This window comes from Pseudomonas sp. DrBHI1 (assembly GCF_002205115.1).
Taxonomy (GTDB): domain Bacteria; phylum Pseudomonadota; class Gammaproteobacteria; order Pseudomonadales; family Pseudomonadaceae; genus Aquipseudomonas; species Aquipseudomonas mosselii.
In genome coordinates, this window is record NZ_NIBE01000036.1 from 1 (window position 1) to 19,574 (window position 19,574).

At 64.0% G+C, this 19,574-nt stretch carries 16 protein-coding genes; 12 read left to right on the forward strand and 4 right to left on the reverse strand.

What is annotated here, in order from left to right:
* The 4 genes from CC207_RS05855 to vasI all read right to left on the reverse strand — a co-directional run.
* The coding region (locus tag CC207_RS05855; protein ID WP_088851716.1) for an SDR family oxidoreductase at positions 1-743 on the reverse strand (743 nt) is incomplete at its 3' end.
* Between the two features lie 102 nt (positions 744-845).
* Entirely contained in the window at positions 846-4,436 is a 3,591-nt protein-coding gene (gene tssM, locus CC207_RS05860) for a type VI secretion system membrane subunit TssM (RefSeq protein ID WP_088851717.1), read from the reverse strand.
* 6 nt (positions 4,437-4,442) lie between these two features.
* Complete coding sequence (gene tssA, locus CC207_RS05865) at positions 4,443-5,900, reverse strand: type VI secretion system protein TssA (RefSeq protein WP_088851718.1); 1,458 nt, start codon at positions 5,898-5,900, stop codon at positions 4,443-4,445.
* Entirely contained in the window at positions 5,888-6,508 is a 621-nt protein-coding gene (vasI, locus tag CC207_RS05870; RefSeq protein WP_232108907.1) for a type VI secretion system-associated protein VasI, read from the reverse strand. Before vasI ends, tssA begins: the two co-directional genes overlap by 13 nt.
* Before the next feature lie 359 nt (positions 6,509-6,867).
* On the opposite strand from vasI, the gene tssB reads away from it, so the two are divergent.
* The 12 genes from tssB to CC207_RS05930 all read left to right on the forward strand — a co-directional run bounded on the left by tssB (position 6,868) and on the right by CC207_RS05930 (position 19,418).
* On the forward strand, positions 6,868-7,371 hold the full coding sequence (tssB, locus tag CC207_RS05875) for a type VI secretion system contractile sheath small subunit (protein ID WP_028691404.1): 504 nt from the start codon (positions 6,868-6,870) through the stop codon (positions 7,369-7,371).
* 50 nt (positions 7,372-7,421) lie between these two features.
* Positions 7,422-8,912 carry a type VI secretion system contractile sheath large subunit gene (gene tssC / locus CC207_RS05880; protein ID WP_088851720.1) on the forward strand — a complete coding sequence of 497 codons (1,491 nt, stop codon included), beginning with the start codon at positions 7,422-7,424 and terminating at the stop codon, positions 8,910-8,912.
* The gene (gene tssE, locus CC207_RS05885; protein WP_062360944.1) at positions 8,909-9,307 is read left to right on the forward strand and encodes a type VI secretion system baseplate subunit TssE; all 399 of its coding nucleotides are present in this window, start codon (positions 8,909-8,911) and stop codon (positions 9,305-9,307) included. Before tssC ends, tssE begins: the two co-directional genes overlap by 4 nt.
* A gap of 3 nt (positions 9,308-9,310) precedes the next feature.
* Positions 9,311-11,077 carry a type VI secretion system baseplate subunit TssF gene (gene tssF / locus CC207_RS05890; protein ID WP_088851721.1) on the forward strand — a complete coding sequence of 589 codons (1,767 nt, stop codon included), beginning with the start codon at positions 9,311-9,313 and terminating at the stop codon, positions 11,075-11,077.
* Entirely contained in the window at positions 11,041-12,057 is a 1,017-nt protein-coding gene (gene tssG, locus CC207_RS05895) for a type VI secretion system baseplate subunit TssG (protein WP_028691400.1), read from the forward strand. The genes tssF and tssG overlap by 37 nt, the downstream gene beginning before the upstream one ends.
* A complete protein-coding gene (locus CC207_RS05900) occupies positions 12,054-12,635 on the forward strand; it encodes an FHA domain-containing protein (protein ID WP_088851722.1) in 582 nt (193 codons plus the stop codon). The genes tssG and CC207_RS05900 overlap by 4 nt, the downstream gene beginning before the upstream one ends.
* Complete coding sequence (tssJ, locus tag CC207_RS05905) at positions 12,632-13,420, forward strand: type VI secretion system lipoprotein TssJ (protein WP_028691398.1); 789 nt, start codon at positions 12,632-12,634, stop codon at positions 13,418-13,420. Before CC207_RS05900 ends, tssJ begins: the two co-directional genes overlap by 4 nt.
* 46 nt (positions 13,421-13,466) lie before the next feature.
* A complete protein-coding gene (tssK, locus tag CC207_RS05910; RefSeq protein ID WP_028691397.1) occupies positions 13,467-14,804 on the forward strand; it encodes a type VI secretion system baseplate subunit TssK in 1,338 nt (445 codons plus the stop codon).
* A gap of 1 nt (position 14,805) precedes the next feature.
* Positions 14,806-15,642 (forward strand): type IVB secretion system protein IcmH/DotU, encoded by an 837-nt coding sequence (gene icmH / locus CC207_RS05915; RefSeq protein ID WP_178080952.1) that lies wholly within the window; start codon positions 14,806-14,808, stop codon positions 15,640-15,642.
* A gap of 121 nt (positions 15,643-15,763) precedes the next feature.
* A complete protein-coding gene (locus tag CC207_RS05920) occupies positions 15,764-16,279 on the forward strand; it encodes an Hcp family type VI secretion system effector (RefSeq protein WP_028691395.1) in 516 nt (171 codons plus the stop codon).
* 74 nt (positions 16,280-16,353) lie between these two features.
* Positions 16,354-18,540 carry a type VI secretion system Vgr family protein gene (locus tag CC207_RS05925; protein ID WP_088851723.1) on the forward strand — a complete coding sequence of 729 codons (2,187 nt, stop codon included), beginning with the start codon at positions 16,354-16,356 and terminating at the stop codon, positions 18,538-18,540.
* Positions 18,540-19,418: a DUF4123 domain-containing protein gene (locus CC207_RS05930; protein WP_088851724.1), complete on the forward strand. Its 879-nt coding sequence runs from the start codon at positions 18,540-18,542 to the stop codon at positions 19,416-19,418. The genes CC207_RS05925 and CC207_RS05930 overlap by 1 nt, the downstream gene beginning before the upstream one ends.
* Positions 19,419-19,574: the final 156 nt, after the last annotated feature.

Genomic DNA, 19,574 nt, shown 5'->3' on the forward strand with positions numbered 1-19,574 from the left:
CCGCCATCCACCAGCATGGCCGCCCCGGTCATGAAACTCGATGCCTCCGACGCCAGGAACAACGCCGCCTCGGCGATCTCCTGCGGCCGGGCCAGACGCTTGAGGGCATGCAGCCCTTCGACATGGGCCCGGGCCTCGGGGCTGTTCATCGCACTACGGCCCATGGGCGTATCGGTACCGCCGGGCAGCAGCGCGTTGGCGCGTATGCCACGGCAGCCCTGCTCCGCCGCAATGACCTGGACCAGGCCGACCACGCCGGCCTTGCTCGCCGCATAGGCGGCCATGCCCGGCATGCCCACGCTGTGGCCGACAAAGGTCGAGGTGAAAATCAGCGAGCCACCACCACGGGCCAGCAACGCCGGAATCTGCGCCTGGGCGCAGAGGAAGGCGCTGGTGAGGTTGGTGTGCAGGGTGTGTTGCCAGCCCTCCAGGGACAGCTCGGGGACGGCGGCCAGTTCACCGAGGGTACCGGCATTGTTGAAGGCGATATCCAGGCCACCGAAGCGCGCCACCGCCACGTCTACCAGTTCCCTGACCAACGCCGCATCGGTGATGTCGCCAGCCACGGCGATAGCCCGGCCTTGCCCGGCCGCCGCGATGTCCGCCGTCAATTGCTCGAGTTCGGCCTGGCGCCGGGCCGTGAGCACAAGGTTGGCGCCGTGCCGGGCGAACAATGTCGCCGCGGCTCGGCCGATACCGGAGCTGGCGCCGGTGATGATTGCCACTTTGCCGGCCAGTTGCATGATGAGTACCTCGTCCTGAAGATGGGTGCAGGGTGCACGGGGTACTATCGGGTGGTGTGGTGCCGGAAAGCTCTCCGTTTCTTGTCCATTATGAGCCCCTGCTCAAATCGCGTCCCGGGCAGTGACGACGGGTTGCTGCAGCAAGGTACGCGGCAGCTTGAAGCCCTTGAACGGCTGCTGGGTGATCGGGTTGAAGGCTTTCTCCGAACTCAGCCGATAGCGCATCACGCCGTCTCCGGTCTTGAAGCTCAGGTCCACCGCGGTGGCGCTGCGGCCATTCAGGGCGCCACGGCTGAGTAGACGGAACATCGACCAGGGGCCCCGGTATTCCAGGCTGCTGCTGTTGCCATTGAGCCTGAGCAGGGTGAGGTTGCTGCGCACCTGCTGGCCGAGCGTGTTGGGCCAGATCACCCCGGTGATCTGGCTGGGCCCATGGGTGTAGGAGACCAGTTGACCATCGAGGTCCAACAGGCTGGTGCGCTGGTTGGCGCTGAGCCCCAGGGGCTCAATGCTGAACTGCACGCCGAGGTTGCCGCGCGGGTCGAAGAAGGTTTCGCGGATGCGGTCTGCCAGGGCGAGTTGCTCGATGACTTCGTTGCGGATCAGGTAGCCATCCTGATTGTCGGCGTACAGCGCGTCGAGGTTGTCCTTGATAAATGCGTTCAGGTACCGCTCCTGAAACTGCTGCAGACGCCCCTTGGGTCCGAAGAACGCCTCGAAATCATCGAGGGCGGCATCAGCACCCCCAACCACAAAGGGATATCGTCCTGCCAGCCGCTGCTGGAAGAAGCTATAGACGTCGGCATCCCAGCGCCGCTCGAGCTCACGCAGCGCCTCGACGACCAGCACTTGCGCCGTCTGGTCCGCCACGGCCCTCACCTGCTGGGCGACCGGATCGGGCAGCCCTGTCGCAACCCGCTGCAAGGTGGCAATCGGATCCGCGCCGCTCATCGAAAAACGCTGCAGCACTGCCTGCAGAGCGGCCTTGCCCCTGTCGGGGCTGTCCTGCACCCCTCTCGCCTGGTCATGGACGGCGGCAATCGCGCTCAAGGTTTCATCGTAATAGCTGGGCCTGTCCCCTTTGGCCTGCAGCATGTCGTTCAAGCCCGAGAAGGCCCGGCGAATACCGACCAGATGCTGGTCGACAGCCGGCCCCGCCAGATTCGGCGCCTCTGCGTTGTCCGCCAGCGTGGACATCGCCGTATTGGCGCGCACGCTCTCCAGCAGTCGACGCAAGGGCTCTGCCGGACCTGTCAACTGCCCCAGCACCGAGACCCCATGCTCCAGGTCGCGGAAATGAGCAATCGCCAGTGCATTCAGGGCTCGCCGCCAGCTGTCGATATAGTCCGCGCTGTAGAGATTGCGGACCCCCTCGATCAGTACTTCGCGATCAGCCGGTGAATAGTCAAGCTGGCGGCGCTCGCCCAGCGCCCACTGATCGACCATAGCCAGGTCAGTGACCTGTACGCTGCGAGGCGTGAAGTATTCGCTGAAGCCCTTGGCCGTCAGCATGGGCGCCAGGAACAGATCAGCGGGCACCTGGGCGTCGCCGGACCTGAGCTGGAACACCGAATCGAAGGCAGGCCCGACCTCGTGGCGCAGGTCCAGGCCATGGTGCAACTGCTCCTGGGCCTGCCGTTTCAGGCTGACATACACCCGCTGCGCCATTGGCACCGCACGCAGGACTTGCTGGGCCTGGCCAAGCCGTTGACGGAACTGCGGCAGCTCGGTATCGGCATAGGCCAGGGCGTATTGCAGGTGACGCATGAGGGCCTGCTGCAGTTGCCCCTGGCCAGGGAAGGCCGCCTGCCATTGCCGGGCCATCCACTGCTCGACCCATTCTGGCCGCCGGTTGTGGCGGTCCTCGATCATCCGGTACACCCTGAGCGCGGCCATCTGCTGCTCGCTGCCCGCAGGCGCGGCATCCATGGCATCGATCACCCCGCTGGCGACGGCTGGCAGGAAGCGCCTGGACAACAGGTTCAGGTAGGCCTCATCGACCCGCGGCCCCAGCAGGCGCCCCTGGTAGAGCCCCAGGTCCGCCACCACCGGCCAGGCTGATCGATAGTCGCCAAACACGGACACTGCCTCGCGAATCTGCTCCAGTGGCGCCAGCAGGTTGCGGCCGGTAGGGTCCAGCCGCTGATCCAGCTCATGGCGGGCGAATGCCCGACTTATATCCAGGACCTTGGCCACCTTGTCACTGTTGGCCTCGTAGTAGCGCTGCCAGGCACTGCCCATGACGACCAGCGCCAATGCCCCGACACCCGAGCCAACCCACAGCAGGCGTCGCTTGCCAAGCGCCACCCTGATGTTGTCGCCGGCCAGTCCGGCCTCCGGATACACCACCTGCTTGAACAGGCGTTGAGCAAAGTACGCCTGTTGCCTGCCCTGGGGCTTGCCCTCGCTGACCGGCGCATCGGCCTTGAAGGGATGGGCCACATTACGCTGGAAGGCGTTGAGCACCTGGCCCTGCTGAAGCATCGAGGACAGATATACGCCCCGCACCAGTGCAGGCGTGGTGAAGCGATCACTCACCAGCATCTCGCGCAGGAAGGCCAGCAGTATCGGACGCAGGCCAAGCAGTTGGCCCTGCAACGACACCAGCCGTTCACGCAGGTCGGCCTTGCCCAGCACGCCCAGGTCATTGAGCACCTGCTCCTCGGTCCGCCTCACCAGCCAATCGTATTGTTCGGTCAGCTCATCCAGCCAGGCATCGAAGGCGCTGACGGCATCCAGCCTGAAGGTGAATCCGAGCAACCGCTCACGCTCGGCCTGCGTCAGGCGCGCAAACAACTGCTCGAAGCCATCCAGCAAATCGAACTTGTTCAGCACGACATACACAGGCAAACGCGCGCCCAACTGGTTGCTCACTTCATGCAGGCGAGCCCGCAAAACCTGGGCCAAGGCCATGCGCTGCTGCGGCGTGGCCAACTGCAAGGCGGCAAGATCGACGACCAGCACGACGCCATTGAGGGCGTTGCGACTGCGCGTGCGGGCCAGCCAACCCAGCAGGTCCATCCATAACCGGGCCTGGGTGCCAGCCGGCAATACCGGCTTGGCCTTGTCGAGCGTATCGGGCAGGTTGCCGACCGGGGCCTGCCGGGTCATGAGCGCCCCCGGCGGGTCGATGACCACCGCATCGTCGCTGATCCACCAATCCACGGGATAGGCCAACGCCTCGTCCTGGCGCCCGTGTGCCTGAACCTTGCCGATCCGCGTCAGGGAAAAGCGCTGGTCCGAGCGCTCCATCAGACTGGTCTTGCCCGCGCCCTCGTCGCCCAGCAGCAGATACCAGGGCAACCGATACAACGCACCATACCCGCCGGCATGCTCCAGGTAGCTTGCCAGCCCCGCATCGAGGGCGCGCTGCTGTGCCATGAGCACAGGCAATATCGGATCGGCGCTCGCCTCGATATCCCGCTGGCGTTCAGCCTGCAGCCGGCGAAAGCGCGCACGCAACACGCACAGCCAGATCAGCAACGGCAACAACATCAGCAGCAGGGTGGCAACGCTGCGATGCGCCAGGCTGGCCAACGGCTGCTGCCCGTGCCACTGCCATTGCGGCCCGAGCCACCAGATCAGCACCAGCAGCAACACCGCCCCAAGCCCCAGCAACAGCGGCATGGCCATATTGATTCGGGACGCCAGCGGCAGGCCCCAACGTTTGAAAAGCGCCCAGAGTTTGCTCATGGCGGTTCAAGACTCCCTGTTCTGATCGTTCAACCCTGATGTCGCGGCGAACTGCTGCAACTGCTGGTAGACCTCGGGCTCCCACGCCTCGGCAGTCATGCCACGCATGGTGCGGGCGACATTCGCGCACAGCTCCTGGGCGAGCCAGGACACGCCCCGTGAGGCCAGCAGATCGGCGGCGATCACCGTGCTGTGGCAACGCTCGCGTGGTGACCGGTAGTCCGCTTGCAGCCCTTGCAGCTTCAACAGCACCGGTTCCACGCCCTCGACCTCGAGCTGGCTGGCCAGCTCCCCGCGAAGGCCGATGAACGCTTGAGTGGCGCCATCCCCTGCCAGCGTTGCCTGGCTGCCCCTGAGCCAGGCCAGGCACTGGTCATCGACAAACGCGGTGCCATCGCTGAAGCACAATTGCTCAAGCGCCGGCAGGCGCCGTACGAACCTGGCGGTGGCGCAACGAATGGCCTCGGCGACTTCATTCATTGCCAAGCGCGTGGCGATGCCCGCCGCCAGATAGCTGCCGCGAATCCAGTAAGGAGCGGCCGCGACACTTCGCTCGACTTTCATCAACAGGGTCGGGTCGAGCGCCGAAGCAGACAGCGCGTCCTCGTACCCGCCGACAATGTCGGCAGGCACCGCCATCAACTCGGTGCAAAGCCCCTGACGCGTGGAGGGCAGCGTCTGGATATGCGCCCACAGGCCGAAGCGCCTCAGCTGGTAGCCCGTCGGATCATAGATATCCTGCTGATTGATGAACTCGGCCATACCCAGTACCGCACGGCGAGTCTCACGTTCATTACCCAGGGAGATACTGGTACTGGCAGGTCGAAACACATCGGTCAGCGGTGCGGCGGGCGTCTGGGGTGGTGAAGATTCCTTGCGATTGGTTTGCGCCGTCCCCATCGCCTGCTCGGCCTGCTTGAGCAGTGCACGCTCCAGTTCGCTCAGCGCGGCAGGATCGAGCTGCGCCAGGGGCGCCTGCTGTTGCAGGCAGGCCAATGCCTGCTGGGCAGCCTGCTTGCAGGCCGGGGTGTAACTGAAGCGGTCGAGGCCGGGCAGCGCCGCCGACAGGCGCCCGAGCAGCAGCCCGATCAGCTTGCGCTTGCCCAGGAAGCCCTTGGGGCCTGGCTTGGGATGGGCGCTTTCCCAATAGTGCTCGACCATGCCTGCCAGCAACGCCAGCGTGCAACACCAGCGCTCCCAGCATCCCGTGCGCAGCCAGGCGACACTGAGGTGCCCGACGATGCGCAAGTGCTTGCACTGGCCGCTCAGGTACTGACGGGAGGCCTCCTCGATATAGGGCCAATCGATGGCGGCTTCATGCAACCCTCCCAGTTTGACCATCTCCTGATCGATCGCCTGGTAGGTTTCATCCTCGATATCGAAATAACCCGCTGGCGCGAGCGAGTCGACGGGCGCCAGCAACCTGGCGACCTCCTCGGTCGACACCGGCGCTACCAACGACATGCTGTGCGCGCCTGGTCGATCAACGGGTCCAACCCCTGCGCATCGAAACGCAAGCCATCCAGGGCCGGATGATCACTGACCACAAGGATGCGCTGGGCACCCTGCAGTACCTTGATCTGTTCGATGGCGGGCAAACCGCGACCGGCATCCAGCACCTGGCCATTTTCAAGCACCTGCCAGGCAAGCGAGCGGGTCGACCGGTGCTCCGTGCGCAGTTGCAGGGTCACCCGGTTGCCCTGGACGGGTTCGGCAGTGAGCAACTGCAGCCTGGAGATGTTCTGTACACAGCTCACGGCAAGATAGGGGCGCGGCTCGGAGGTTGCGATAGCTGGTGCGGAAATCACTACCTGCCGCCGCCCTGTCCGCTTGTCGTCCTCGGACCCCAGGATGAATGCCAGATTGTCGGGCGCTCGTCGGGCCTCGTTGGCCATCACTCGGGCCACGCTCGGGGCATCGAGCTCCGGGGCCGACCATCGCCTGCCGATTGCCGGCACGCGCGCCGGCGTCCCCGCCGCTTCATCGAAACACGCCAGGCGCTCGACATTGGAAACAATCCCCGTGCAGTCTCGCACGGGGGCTGCAAAGGTCGGTTCCAGCAGCGCGAACAATGCCAGACCAAGCACGCAACTATATGGATTGCACACCAGAATTAGACCTCACGGCTCGATGTAACTTCTTATTAAAAACATGCGAAGCAATAGAAAAAAGCCAATTGGCCATCGCTAAACAACAGACTTGACGCAAGCCTAGAACAACCTAACCATCACAAACAATCAAATATTTTTTTACATTTTTAGGCTCGACTTTGATTACTTCATTTCAGCATCGTCTAAAGGCAATTTACAGCACCGAAACATTAACGCGTATATAAAAAAATAAATATGTAGGACCCCTCCTACAAAATTCTAAAAAACTTCCCACAAGCACAACACCCCACAAACCTCAGCATCAGGAATAAACTTACATCATGTCCAGAAACTCAAGTTCCGTCGCGCCCAAAGAGCGCATCAACATCAAATATGTTCCCGCCACGGGGGATCAACAGGCCGAGGTTGAACTGCCCCACAAGATGCTGGTGCTGGGTGACTTCGGCCTGGTCGACAACCGCAACCTGGAGGACCGCCAGCCCATGCGCATCGACAAGCACAGCTTCGACAGCGTGCTCAAGGATGCCGACGTCAAGCTGAGCCTCTCGGTCCCTTCGGCACTCAACCCTGTCGCCGACGCCGAGCTGGCGGTCGAGCTGCGGTTCAGGACGATCAACGACTTCGGCCCCGACCAGATTGCCCGCCAGGTGCCGGAGCTGAACAAGCTGCTGGCGCTGCGCGAGGCCCTGGTCGCCCTGAAAGGCCCGCTGGGCAATGTCCCGGCATTTCGCCGGCACCTGCAGCACCTGCTGACGGACCAGCAGGCACGCAAGCAACTCGCGCAGGAGCTGGACCTGGTACTCGAAGCCCCGCCAGCGGAATGAAAACGCACTTCTGACAGATGGCATATGACATAGACAACGGAGCGTCTCGGATGTCAACCACCAACAACACGACAACCACTGCCGATACCACGACTGAAACCATCGGCAACTCGACACTGCTCGACCAGATCATGGTCGAAACCATGCTGGTACCCAGCCAGGAGGGATACCAGATCGCCAGGCAAGGCGTGGCGGCCTTTATATCGGAGATGCTGAAAACCGATGACCCGGACCAACTGGTCAACAAACATCGGGTCGACCAGATGATTGCCGAGGTCGACCGACTTCTCGGCAAACAAATGGATGCCATTCTTCATCAGCCCGAATTCCAGGCGCTGGAGTCCGCGTGGCGCGGATTGAAACTTCTGGTCGACCGTACCGACTTTCGCGAGAACATCAAGCTGGAAGTCCTGCATGTCAGCAAGAGCGACTTGCTCGATGACTTCGACAATGCCGCGGACATCACTTGCAGCGGGCTTTACAAACATGTCTACACCGCTGGTTACGGACAGTTTGGCGGTGAGCCCGTGGCGGCCATGATCGGCAACTACAACTTCGGCCCTTCTTCGCCTGACATCAAGCTGCTGAGCTATGTCGCCTCCGTGGGCGCGATGTCGCATGCCCCCTTCATCACCGCCCCAGCTCCCGAGTTTTTCAACCTGAGCAGCTTCGAGGACCTGCCTGACCTCAAGGAGGTCAAGGACATCTTCGAAGGACCACGCTTCGCCAAGTGGCGATCGTTGCGCGACAGTGAAGATGCCCGCCATATCGGCCTGGTGCTGCCGCGCTTCATGCTGCGCTCGGTCTATGACCGCCAGGAACACCCCATCAGCAGCTTCAGCTACGACGAAAACATCGACGCTCGACACCAGAACTACCTGTGGGGTAACGCCGCCTTCCTGATGGCCAGCTGCATCAACGACAGCTTTGCCCGTTATCGCTGGTGCCCGAACATCATCGGCCCACAATCCGGTGGCGCCGTGGACGACCTGCCGGTGCACCTGTACGAGGCCCTTGGGCAGTTGCAGGCGAAGATCCCGACCGAGGTGCTGGTCTCCGATCGCAAGGAGTTCGAGCTGGCCGAAGAGGGCTTCATCGCCCTGACCATGCGCAAGGACAGCGACAACGCCGCGTTCTTCTCGGCCAACTCGGTGCAGAAACCCAAGCAGTTCCCCAAAACGTCCGAAGGCTTGCAGGCACAGACCAACTACAAGCTCGGCACCCAGCTGCCGTATCTGTTCATCGTCAACCGGCTCGCCCACTACATCAAGGTGCTGCAACGCGAGCAGATCGGCAGCTGGAAGGAGCGCAACGACCTCGAGGGTGAGCTCAACCGCTGGCTCAAGCAGTACATCGCCGACCAGGAAAACCCCTCGGCCGACATCCGCAGTCGCCGCCCCTTGCGTGCCGCGCAGATCGAAGTCACCGACGTCGCGGGCGATCCGGGCTGGTACCAGGTCTCGCTCGCGGTGCGCCCACACTTCAAGTACATGGGGGCGAACTTCGAGATCTCCCTGGTCGGCCGGCTCGACACCCAATGAGCAGCCTCTTCGACCGCCTGGCCAGCGACGCTGCCGCTGGCCGCCGAGAAAGCACCGGGCGCACCGTCGAGCGGATCAAACGCCACCTCGAGACGCTACTCAACGCCCGTCGGGGCTGCTCGCAGAGCAGCCCCGACCTCGGCTTGCGCGACTTCAACGGCCATGACCAGGGCAGCGGCGACCTGCTGCGTCAGGTGAGCTCGGACATCCAGCGCACGATCCGACACTACGAGCCGAGGATCCAGGTGCTGAACCTGCAGGGGCAACCGGACGCGGACAACCCGCTGGAACTGCACTTTCGCCTGGATTGCCAAGTGCGGGTGGAAAACCACGCCGAACAGCTGCAGATCGAACTGCTGGTCAACGGCCACAACCGCAACACCCAGGTGAGGTAGGCCATGTCGTTGAAGGACCGCTTCGGCGAAGAACTGCGCTACCTGCGCGAACTGGGGGAGGACTTTGCGCGGGACAACCCCCAGCTCAGCCGCTATCTGGGCAAGGACAGTGGCGATCCCGGTGTCGAGCGCCTGCTGGAAGGCTTCGCTTTCCTGATCGCCAAGCTGCGCCTGAAACTCGAGGACGAGGTGCCGGAGCTGACCCATGGCATGCTGCAGCTGCTCTGGCCGAATTACCTGCGCCCCCTGCCCAGCGCGACGATCATTCAGTTCTCGCCCCTGGACGCTTCGCTCAGCCAAGCCCAGATCGTTCCCAGAGGCTCACGTCTGTTTTCCCGGCCGGTCGATGGCGTGGATTGCGAATTCCGCACCTGCACCGAGGTGAAGCTCTACCCCTTCACGCTCGGTGAGGTGGGCGCGACCCTGACGCCCGACAGCTCAGTCATTCACCTCCAGCTCGAGACCCAGGTGCAACGCCCGCTGAACACCCTGGGCTGCGACAGCCTGGAGTTCCACCTCGGTGGCGAGCGCAGCAACGCCCAGACCCTTTACCTGTGGCTGGCGCAATACCTTGAGCACATCAGCGTGACCATCGACGGCCAGGTGCGTCGCCTGCCGGCCAATCACCTGAGCTTCTCCGGCTTCGGCCCCGACGAGGCGTTGCTCCCCTACCCGCGCAATGTGTTCGATGGCTACCGGATCCTCCAGGAGTACCTGGTCTTCCCGCAACGCTTTCACTTCTTCAGCCTGGCCGGCCTGGACAGGGTCTGGCCGGCGCACGCCAGCTCCACGATACGCATCGAGTTCCACCTCGCGCGCCCACTGCCGGGCTCGACGCGGATCGGCCCCGATGACTTCAGGCTGTTCTGCGCCCCTGCCGTCAATCTGTTCGAGCACGGCGCCGAGCCCATCGACCTGTCCGGAACGGCTGACCAGCATCGCCTGGTCCCCCATGGCCTGCGCCGCGACAGCCATGAAATCTTCAGCGTCGACCGGGTGATCAGCACCCGCACCAGCGCAGATGGCAGCCCTGGCGAGCAACTGCGGGTGTTCCAGCCTTTCGAGTCGTTCGCCCACGAGATCGAGCATGTGCAGGGACGCACCGCGCTGTACTACCGCTGCCGGGTCGAGCAGTCGCTGCTCGGTGACGGGCTGGATCACCAGATCGCCTTCGTGCGGGGCGACGAAAGCCAGTTCATCGGTCACATGGAAACCGCCTCGATCGAGCTGACCTGCACCAATCGGGACCTGCCGATGGCGCTGGGCCTGGGCGATATCAATGTCATCAACCAGGCCACCGCGCCGTTGATCCGCTACCGCAACATCTGCCTGCCGACCCGTCCGTACCGCCCGGTGCTGGATGGCCAGTTGCAGTGGACACTCATCTCCAACCTCTCGCTCAACTACCTGTCGCTGCTCTCGGCCGCCCCGCTCAAGGCGGTGATCGGCGCCTACGATTTCGCCGCCCTGCACGACATCCAGCAGGCCAGGACCACGCGCAAGCGCCTGGACGGCATCGGCGAGGCGCACACCGAACCGCTGGACTGGTTGATCAAGGGCCTGCCCATTCGCGGCCTGCGTACCCGCCTGCGGCTCGACCAGAAGGCTTTTCTCTGCGAAGGCGATCTGTACCTGTTCGGCTGCGTGCTGTCCCACTTCTTCGCCCTCTACGCGAGCATCAACTCCTTCCACCAGCTGGAAGTGATCAATACCACCAACAACGAGCACTACACATGGCCACTGCTGACCGGCAGACAACCGCTGATCTAGCCGAAACGCTGCTCGCCGAGGCTCACCGGCACAGTTTCTTCCAACTGCTGGAACGGCTGCATGGCTTGCACGGTGACGACCTCGAGCCGCGCTGGCCAGATACCGCCACACGCCAGCGCGTGCACCTTGCCAGCGACCCGCGGCTCAGCTTTCCAGTGGCCGATGTGCTGGCCGCCGAGCGGATCGCCGAGACGCCGTCGCGCTATCGCGTGCGCACCACCTTCCTGGGGCTGCACGGCACCGACTCGCCCCTGCCCAGCTACTACCTCGACGAACTGGCCTACGAATACGCCCAGGGCATTGGCGCGCGCCCCGCGCTGTTCGATTTCTTCAACCACTGCCTGCTCAGCCTGTTGCACCGCATCTGGCGCAAATACCGCTACTACGTGCGTTTCCAGACCGGGGCAAGCGATGACTTCTCGCGCTACGCCTTCGCCCTGATCGGCCTCGCCGACGAACGTCTGCGTGGCGACACGCCGTTGCCCTGGAGCCGCCTGCTGAGTTTCGTCGGCGTCATTGCCAGCCGCAGCCGGGCACCCGGTGTGGTCGCCGGGATCATTGCCCACTGCTTCGATCTGCCGTCGGTGCAAATCCGCGAGTTCGAGACCCGCACGGTGACCATCTCACACCGCCAGGTGGTGCGCCTGGGCCGCTGCAATGGGCAACTGGGCGAGAGCTTCATGCTCGGCGACCGCACGCGAACCCGCAGCAGCAAGTTCACCTTGCTGATCGGCGACCTCGACCTGGCACGCCTGCGCAGCCTGCTGCCCGGCGGCGTCGACTTCGAGCGACTGCGTGCACTGATCGATTTCCTGCTCCGCGACGGCCTGGCCTATGACCTCGAGCTGCGCCTGAAACCCCGTGAACTGCCACCGTTCCGCCTGCACCGCGAGCAGGGTGCGCACCTGGGCTGGACCAGCTTCATCGAAGACCGCAAGGGTGAAGTCAGCCCGATCGTGCGGATACGGGGGCGCGCATGACCAGACTCGCCCTCAGCATCGACAATCTTGATCGCCTGCACCACGGCGTCGTCGCGGGCCATCTGTTCGACCGCGATGGCGGCATCATCGGCAGCCACAAGGCCGACTGGTTGCTGCTGGATCGCGAGCGGCGGATTCACCCCGCTCATTGTGCGATCCGCTGGCTGGAGGGCGGCTTCTGCGTGATCGACCTCTGTGGCCAGACCCTGCTCAACGACAGCCCGCTGCCGCCCGGCCCCGACGTGCCGGTGCGCGTGGGCGATGGCGACTGCTTGCAGGTCGGCCCCTATCAACTGCACGCCCGCTATCAAGCCGGGCCAAGCGATCAAAGCTTTATCCGCGGCAACCTGGATGACCTGCTCAAGCCTGGCCGGCAGGCGCTCGAAGCGCTGCTGGACAGCTCGTTGGCCAGCCCCTGGCATCCCGTGCCCCGTACAGCGAGTCTCCCGGTCGATATCTGCACGCTGTTCGATCGACTGCAGGCCCCGGATCCCCTGGCCGCACTGACTGCACCGCAGCATCCGGCCCAGCTTGGGGCAAGCGCCCTGCAGCGACTCATCGCCGGAGGTAAGCCATGACGCTTCATCCACTGAGGGTGGCCACGCTCCTGCTTGCCCTCGGGTCGGCCACAGGCTGCACGGCCCTCGGCAAGATCGGCCAGGTGGTGATGGACCCTTCCATCCCGGTGGGTGCGCTGTCGGACCAGCCCACCGAGGTCGCCTTCAGCCTGCACGCCAGCCCAACCATCAACACCAACCCCCACAGCCTCGATGCGACGGTACCCGGTGAAGCAATGGAGCCCACGCCTTATGCCGTCAGCCTCCGTGCGAGCGATCCGCTTGCGTTGACTGAGCAGGTCGCCGGTCTGCTGGAGCATCTTCAAGCGCTGTTTCCAGCCATGTCCCCCGTGGAGCCGAACGACGAACAGGCACCGGCCCATTCACCCACGGAGCATGAAGGCCCAGGCAGTTATGACGCCAAGGACGTCCGGTTCGACGTGGCCGCCCCCAGCCAGAAAGCGACGTCCTCGATCGCCACGCCCGTCGCGATCAAGATCCTGCAACTGCGTGACGACTCGCTGCTGCGCAACAGCCTGTATACGCAACTCGACCAGGACCTCGCCAAGGCCCTGCGCAGCACCTACATCCGCGACGACGACTACCTGCTGGCACCGGGGCAGTTCAAGTTCGTGCGCTTCGAGCCCATCGCCGCCGACACGCGCTTCATCGCCGTGATCGCCAAGTTCAACGACATCACCAATGCCGACTGGCGGCAGGTGATACGCATCGCGCCACGCGGCCGTCAGGTCGTGCTCGCCGTGACCCTCGATGGCACGCAGATCCTGCTGCAGGAGGAAAGCTGATGCCCCGCCTGCAAGTCTCCACCCTCCCCCATTATTTGGAGCACCCATGAGCTCACGCAATCCAGTTCTCTGGCCCGAAGGCATGTTCGTCAAGCCACAGCATTTCCAGCAACAGGCCAGGGCCAGCGACGCCGCGGTCCAGCAGCGCGTCAGCAGCCTGAATGCGGCGTTCTACGGTTTCAGCGAACTGCAGCTGAATCAGGAGTACCTGAGCCTTGGCAAGGTGGCCATCACCCGGGCCCGCGGCATCATGCCGGACGGCACGGTATTCGACATTCCCGGCGACCTGCCGCCGCCGCCCGCCCTGGAAATCACCGACGACGGCACGCAACGCAACGAGGTGTTCCTGTGCCTGCCTTTGCGCACCGAAGGAGGACGCGAAGTCAGCTGGCCCGAGAGCGGCGGCAACTACCGCTACGGTGCCCAGCCCCTGGAGATCAAGGACACCCACAGCGCCGACGGCGACCTGGTGCAGGTGGACCTGGCGGTCCCCAACCTTCAACTCATGCGCGAGACCGAGGACAACAGCGCCTACTCCCGGCTGCCCCTTGCCTGGATCCTCGAGCGCCGGCCCGACGGCAGCCTGCTGCTGGACGACGACTTCTATCCCACCTGTGTCTCGATTCAGGCCGCCCCGGCACTCAAGCGCTTTCTCGACGAAGTCAGCAACACCTTGCGCGAACGCGCGCGCAACCTCGCGGCGCGTATCGGCTCGCCCGGCCAGTCGGGGGTGGCCGATATCCGCGACTTCAATCTGCTGCAAGCCATGAACCGTTGGTGGCCGTGCTTCCAGCACCTGGCCCGTCAGCCCCATACCCACCCTGAGCAGCTGTACCTGAGCCTAAGCCAGGCGTGCGGCGAGCTGCTGACCTTCACCGACGACGAGCGCCTGCCGCCGGAGCCGCCAGCCTACCGGCACAACGCCCTGCGCCAGTCATTCAAGCCGCTGGAGGATGCACTGCGCCGTACCCTGAGCATCGTCCGGCAACCGCGGGCCGTTTCCCTGCCATTGGTGGAGCAGCCGTTCGGCGTGCTGACCGTGACCCTGGACGATCGCCGCCTGATCGACGAGGCAACCTTCATCCTCGCGGTGCATGCCGACCTGCCCGCCGAGACGTTCCAGCAGTCGTTCCTGCAGAAAACCAAGATCACCTCCCTCGAGGCACTGGCTGACCTGGTGCCGCTGCAACTGCCCGGCATTGCGCTGCGACCGATGCCCGTGGCGCCGCGGGAGCTGCCGTTTCATGCCGGCTTCAGCTACTTCGAGCTCGACCGGCGCAGCCCGAACTGGGCCGCGATGAAGGACAGCAACGGCTTTGGTCTGCATGTCGCGGGGGAGTTCCCGGGGCTCCAGTTGCAGTTCTGGGCGATACGGAGCGAATGAAATGACCGAAGCAGCCAACAATCGCCCCACTGAGCCGGGTGCCAGCCTACTGAGCGTGCTCGCCGGCGAGAGCCAGACACAGCAGTCCGCGCCGGCCTCCGCCAGCGCGATGGACCACCCGGACTACGTACCCGACCCGGACTTCCAGCTCCGTGGAGCCTTCAGCAACCAGATGATCGATGCGGCGATGCCCCTGTTCGGCCTGGTGATGCGTCTGCGCAAGCAGGAAAGCCACCGGGATATCCCGTTTCTCTACAACGCCGTCTACAACCAGATCAACGCCATCGTCGAGGAGATGCGCCGGTACGACTACGAGCCGGCCCAGCTGCAGGCCCACTCCTATGCGCTGTGCCTGTATATCGACGAGGCCGTGATGTCCACGCCATGGGGCAAGAGCTCGCTGTGGAGTCAGAAGCCCCTGCTCAGCGTCTTCCACCACGAGACCTGGGGCGGCGAGAAGATCTTCACCGTGCTGTCGCGCATGATGCAGGAGCCCAAGCGCTACCAGGACGTCCTGGAGTTCATCTACCTGTGCCTGTGCCTGGGCCTGCGCGGCAAGTACGGCATCGACCCCAAGGGCGACGAGGCGCTGCAGGCCCTCATTCTCAAACTGCGCGAAATCATCCTCGAACTGCGTGGCCCGCCCCCGGACCTCTTCGGCGACCCGCTGGCCAACGTCGCCCCGCGAGACGTGCGCCTGCGCCGCGAATGGCCCTGGTGGAGCCCACTGGTGGTTTCGGCGATCACCCTGGCCGGGCTGTACGGCTACTACCGCTACCGCCTGGACCTGCTCACCCGCGAGGCGATCGAGGCGCTGAACACCTTTCTGCAGCCGTGAACGGCGCGCCCGCAGCAATGGATTTTCGGGGCCTGGGCCCCGTTGACAAGCCCATCGAGCCCGATGGCCACGCCACTTCCCGTGTGCGTGCTTACCCACATGGATGCAGGAGATATCTGCCATGCCAACACCCGCTTACATCAAGATCGAAGGCAAGACCCAAGGCCTGCTCACCGCAGGCGCCTTCACCTCCGACTCCGTCGGCAACGTGTTTGTCGAAGGCCATGAAGACGAGATCCTGGTGCAGGAAATCAAGCACAAGGTGACCGTGCCCACCGACCCGCAAAGCGGCCAGCCGACCGGGCAGCGGGTACACAAGCCGTTCATCTTCACCAGTGCGCTGAACAAGGCGACCCCGCTGATGTACAACGCCCTGGCGTCCGGTGAAATGCTGCCCAAGGTCACGGTCAACTGGTACCGCACCTCGGTGGAGGGCAAGCAGGAGCACTTCTTCACCACCGAGCTCACCGACGCCACCATCGTCGATATCAACACCGTCATGCCCCATGCCCAGGACAAGGAGAACGCCGACTTCACGCAGTTGATCGAGGTGTCCCTGGCCTACCGCAAGATCACCTGGGATCACACCGTCGCGGGCACCGCAGGCGCCGACGACTGGCGCGCGCCCGTCGTCTGACCCGACCGCAGGGTTCCGGGCAGGCGCGCCTGCCCGGGCTTCAGTCACCGTCAGAATGCGGACAGGGACTTTCCATGCCTAATCAATCCGAACTGAGCTACCGCTTCGAGCCCCTGGCCAGCCAGGACCCGTTCGAGGTGGTCTCCTTCACCCTGGACGAAGCCCTCAGCACCCCGTTCCGGCTGGTGCTCGAACTGGTCAGCTACGAAGACAACGTCGACTTCGCCCACCTGCTCGACAAGCCCGCGCTGTTCACCATCCTGCGCGGCCAGCGCCCGATGCGCTACGTACATGGCCTGATCAGCGCCTTCAGCCAGGGCGACACCGGCAACTGCCGCACCCGCTACCAGGCCGTGGTCGAGCCCAAGCTGGCCCGCGCCGGGCTGCGTTCGAACTGGCGCATCTTCCAGCAACAAAGCGTGCCGCAGATCCTCGACACCCTGTTCAAGGCCCAGCGCATCACCGACTTCGAACTGGGCCACAGCTTCCCCCACGCACCCCGCGAGTTCTGCGTCCAGGCCGGCGAAACCGACCTCGCCTTCATCACCCGCCTGGCCGCCGAGGAAGGCTTCATCTACCGTTTCGTCCACAGCGCCAAGGGCCACCGCCTGCTCGTCAGCGACCGCGTGCTGACCCTAGGCATGATCAGCTCCAGCCTGGTCAAGCCCGAGGACGATGACGACGACGAAGGCTTCATTGACGACGACTACCCCGACCCGCTGGCCGTGCTCTACCACGCCAACAGCGGCGGCGACCAGGCCCGCCCCTGCCTGCGCCGCCTGCACTACCGCGAGCAGGTGCGCACGGCCCGCCAGGTGCAGCGCGACTACTCCTTCACCCACCCGGCCTACCACCTGCAGCAGGAGTTCAACGCCAGCGACCTGCAGCACCAGGCCGACGACTACGAGCGCTTCGACTACCCCGGCCGCTACAAGCGCGACGAAGTCGGCCTCCCCTTCACCCGCACCCGTCTCACCGCCCTGCGCCACGATGCGCGCATCGCCGAGGTCGAGGGCGATGACGTGCGCCTGCAGCCGGGCCTGAGCTTCGACCTGGTCGAACACCCCCGCGCAGACCTCAACATGCATTGGCGGGTGGCCAGCGTGCGCCACGAGGGCGCGCAGTTCACCAGCCTGCAGGAGGAAGCCGCCGGCGCCGAGCAAGGCACGCGCTACACGCAAAAGGCCCTGCTGGTGCCCGGGCGCATCGAGTGGCGCCCCGAGGCGCCACCCAAACCACGCATCGACGGCCCGCACATGGCCACGGTGGTCGGCCCCGAGGGCGAGGAGATCTTTTGCGACGAGTGGGGCCGGGTCAAGGTCAGCTTCCCCTGGGACCGCGAGAGCCGCGACAACGAGTACAGCTCCTGCTGGGTGCGGGTGTCCCAGGGCTGGGCCGGCGGCGGCTGGGGCGCCATGGCCATCCCACGGATCGGCCAGGACGTGGTCATCCAGTACGTCAACGCCGATCCCGACCAGCCGATGATCACCGGCCGCACCTACTGCGGCAACCAGCGTCCGCCCTACGAACTGCCCAAGCACCGCACGCGCATGACCATCAAGAGCAAGACCCACAAGGGGCAAGGCTTCAACGAGCTGCGTTTCGAGGATGAGTTGGGGCAGGAAGAGGTGTTCATCCATGCGCAGCGGGATCAGAACAATGTGGTCAAGCATGATGAGACCACGCAGGTTGGCAATGATCGCTCTGAACGAGTCGGGCGAGATGAACAGATCACTCTAGGCCGCAACCGTAGCGAGGAAGTGGGTAATGACGAGCATCTGGTAATCGGCAGAGATCGTCATGAGCAAATTGGCCAGGATGACACGCTGGAGGTCGGTCGCCACCGCACCATCATTACCGGCCAGGATCGCACCGAACAGGTCGGCAATCATCGCTATGACAAGACCACCGCAAATCACTCGGTAGATGTTGGCGGCAATCTGGAGCAACAGGTGGCCGGTCATGTCGCGCTGATGGCCGGACAAGCCATTCGCCATGAAACCCAGGTCATTGAACTCAGCGTATCGCAAAGCCTTGTCATCAAGGCGCCAGGAGCGACGCTACGTCTCGACGCAAGCGGCATGACGCTCGACGCCATCGCGATAAACATCAAAGGCCCGGTAACCCAGACAGCGGCAGGCGGTTCACGCCAACTGGCGATCAACGCGACCCCGGAGCCTGGGGAAGCCATTTGCGTCAGCTGTTTGCTCAAGGCCATCGCAGAGGGTCGAAATGTCGTTCGCATGGAAGGGGAAGGCTAATGAAAGGTACCTTCTACGACCGGTTATTGGCTCCCTTGTATCAATCGGAGCGCTATCGGCTATCCACCCTCCTCGAACTGTCACGGCTTGACGACGAACAGCTGGAAAAGCTCGGGCAGCGAAAAGAGGTGTTGCACTCACTGATGCCGCAGAAGGCGCTCAGCCATTTGCAGCAGGTCGGTACGGTCCTGTGCGCTCCAGACGCCAGCGCCCGTTTGCAGGGCCAGTCCGACTTTTTCTGGCAGCTCACCGACCTGTGCAAGGATGCCATCTGTGGCTGGATCGTCAGCGCGCTGCCGGCCAAGGACCTGGCCGCACATCTGGCACAAGCCAACACTCTTCTGGCCCCGGACGGTCATCGCTACCTGTTGCGCTATCACACCGAGCAGGGCCTGCGTGTGCTGCACGCTCGCCAGGATCTGCCCGACATCCTCGACTGGCTAGCCCCTATCCATACCTGGTGGGTGCCCTACCCCGATGCCACCCGGCAACTCTGGTACGACTTTTCCGGCGGCGACCGGCCTGAGGCCAGAACGCTCGATGGCCTCAGGCTTGATCAGGCCTGCTGGCAGGCATTGGCAGGAGATTCATTGGCCTATGGGCTTGCCGACCAGCTCAAGCACGCCCTGCGCACGAGTGGCAAACCTGAACAATGTCATGTCGTACGTTTGGGCCTCGCGCAGAGGCTCCTGGCCTTTGCACGTGAATCAGGCCTCGTACGGCAGGAAGACCAGATTGCCTATGTGACCTTCATGGCGCTGCTGGGTGAGGGCCTGACGAGCGATCCCGTCTGGCAAGCCGCCATCAATGACGCCCTCGACAAGCAAACGTCGCTCGTCGAGTCGGTACAAACCCACCTGCATGAACAGCTTCGCTAAGGACATCGGATGTTCGACTTCAACAAATTGCTCGAAATCACTCGGCAGAACTGCGAGGCCCTGGAAGCCCCCTTCGCCAGCGGGCCCGCCGTCCATTGCACGCGCACCTTCACCATCCTGCCCCTGCGCTATGCGGCCGTTGCCGGCACTACCGGC

Excerpts from the sequence above, each read along its gene's own strand:
- tssA (WP_088851718.1), bottom strand. The coding sequence starts at position 5,900 with ATGTCGTTGGTAGCGCCGGTGTCGACCGAGGAGGTCGCCAGGTTGCTG.
- CC207_RS05930 (WP_088851724.1), top strand. The coding sequence starts at position 18,540 with ATGAAAGGTACCTTCTACGACCGGTTATTGGCTCCCTTGTATCAATCG.
- icmH (WP_178080952.1), top strand. The coding sequence starts at position 14,806 with ATGACCGAAGCAGCCAACAATCGCCCCACTGAGCCGGGTGCCAGCCTA.
- tssK (WP_028691397.1), top strand. The coding sequence starts at position 13,467 with ATGAGCTCACGCAATCCAGTTCTCTGGCCCGAAGGCATGTTCGTCAAG.
- tssF (WP_088851721.1), top strand. The coding sequence starts at position 9,311 with ATGTCGTTGAAGGACCGCTTCGGCGAAGAACTGCGCTACCTGCGCGAA.
- CC207_RS05900 (WP_088851722.1), top strand. The coding sequence starts at position 12,054 with ATGACCAGACTCGCCCTCAGCATCGACAATCTTGATCGCCTGCACCAC.
- tssG (WP_028691400.1), top strand. The coding sequence starts at position 11,041 with ATGGCCACTGCTGACCGGCAGACAACCGCTGATCTAGCCGAAACGCTG.
- tssB (WP_028691404.1), top strand. The coding sequence starts at position 6,868 with ATGTCCAGAAACTCAAGTTCCGTCGCGCCCAAAGAGCGCATCAACATC.
- CC207_RS05925 (WP_088851723.1), top strand. The coding sequence starts at position 16,354 with ATGCCTAATCAATCCGAACTGAGCTACCGCTTCGAGCCCCTGGCCAGC.
- tssC (WP_088851720.1), top strand. The coding sequence starts at position 7,422 with ATGTCAACCACCAACAACACGACAACCACTGCCGATACCACGACTGAA.
- CC207_RS05920 (WP_028691395.1), top strand. The coding sequence starts at position 15,764 with ATGCCAACACCCGCTTACATCAAGATCGAAGGCAAGACCCAAGGCCTG.
- tssE (WP_062360944.1), top strand. The coding sequence starts at position 8,909 with ATGAGCAGCCTCTTCGACCGCCTGGCCAGCGACGCTGCCGCTGGCCGC.
- tssJ (WP_028691398.1), top strand. The coding sequence starts at position 12,632 with ATGACGCTTCATCCACTGAGGGTGGCCACGCTCCTGCTTGCCCTCGGG.
- tssM (WP_088851717.1), bottom strand. The coding sequence starts at position 4,436 with ATGAGCAAACTCTGGGCGCTTTTCAAACGTTGGGGCCTGCCGCTGGCG.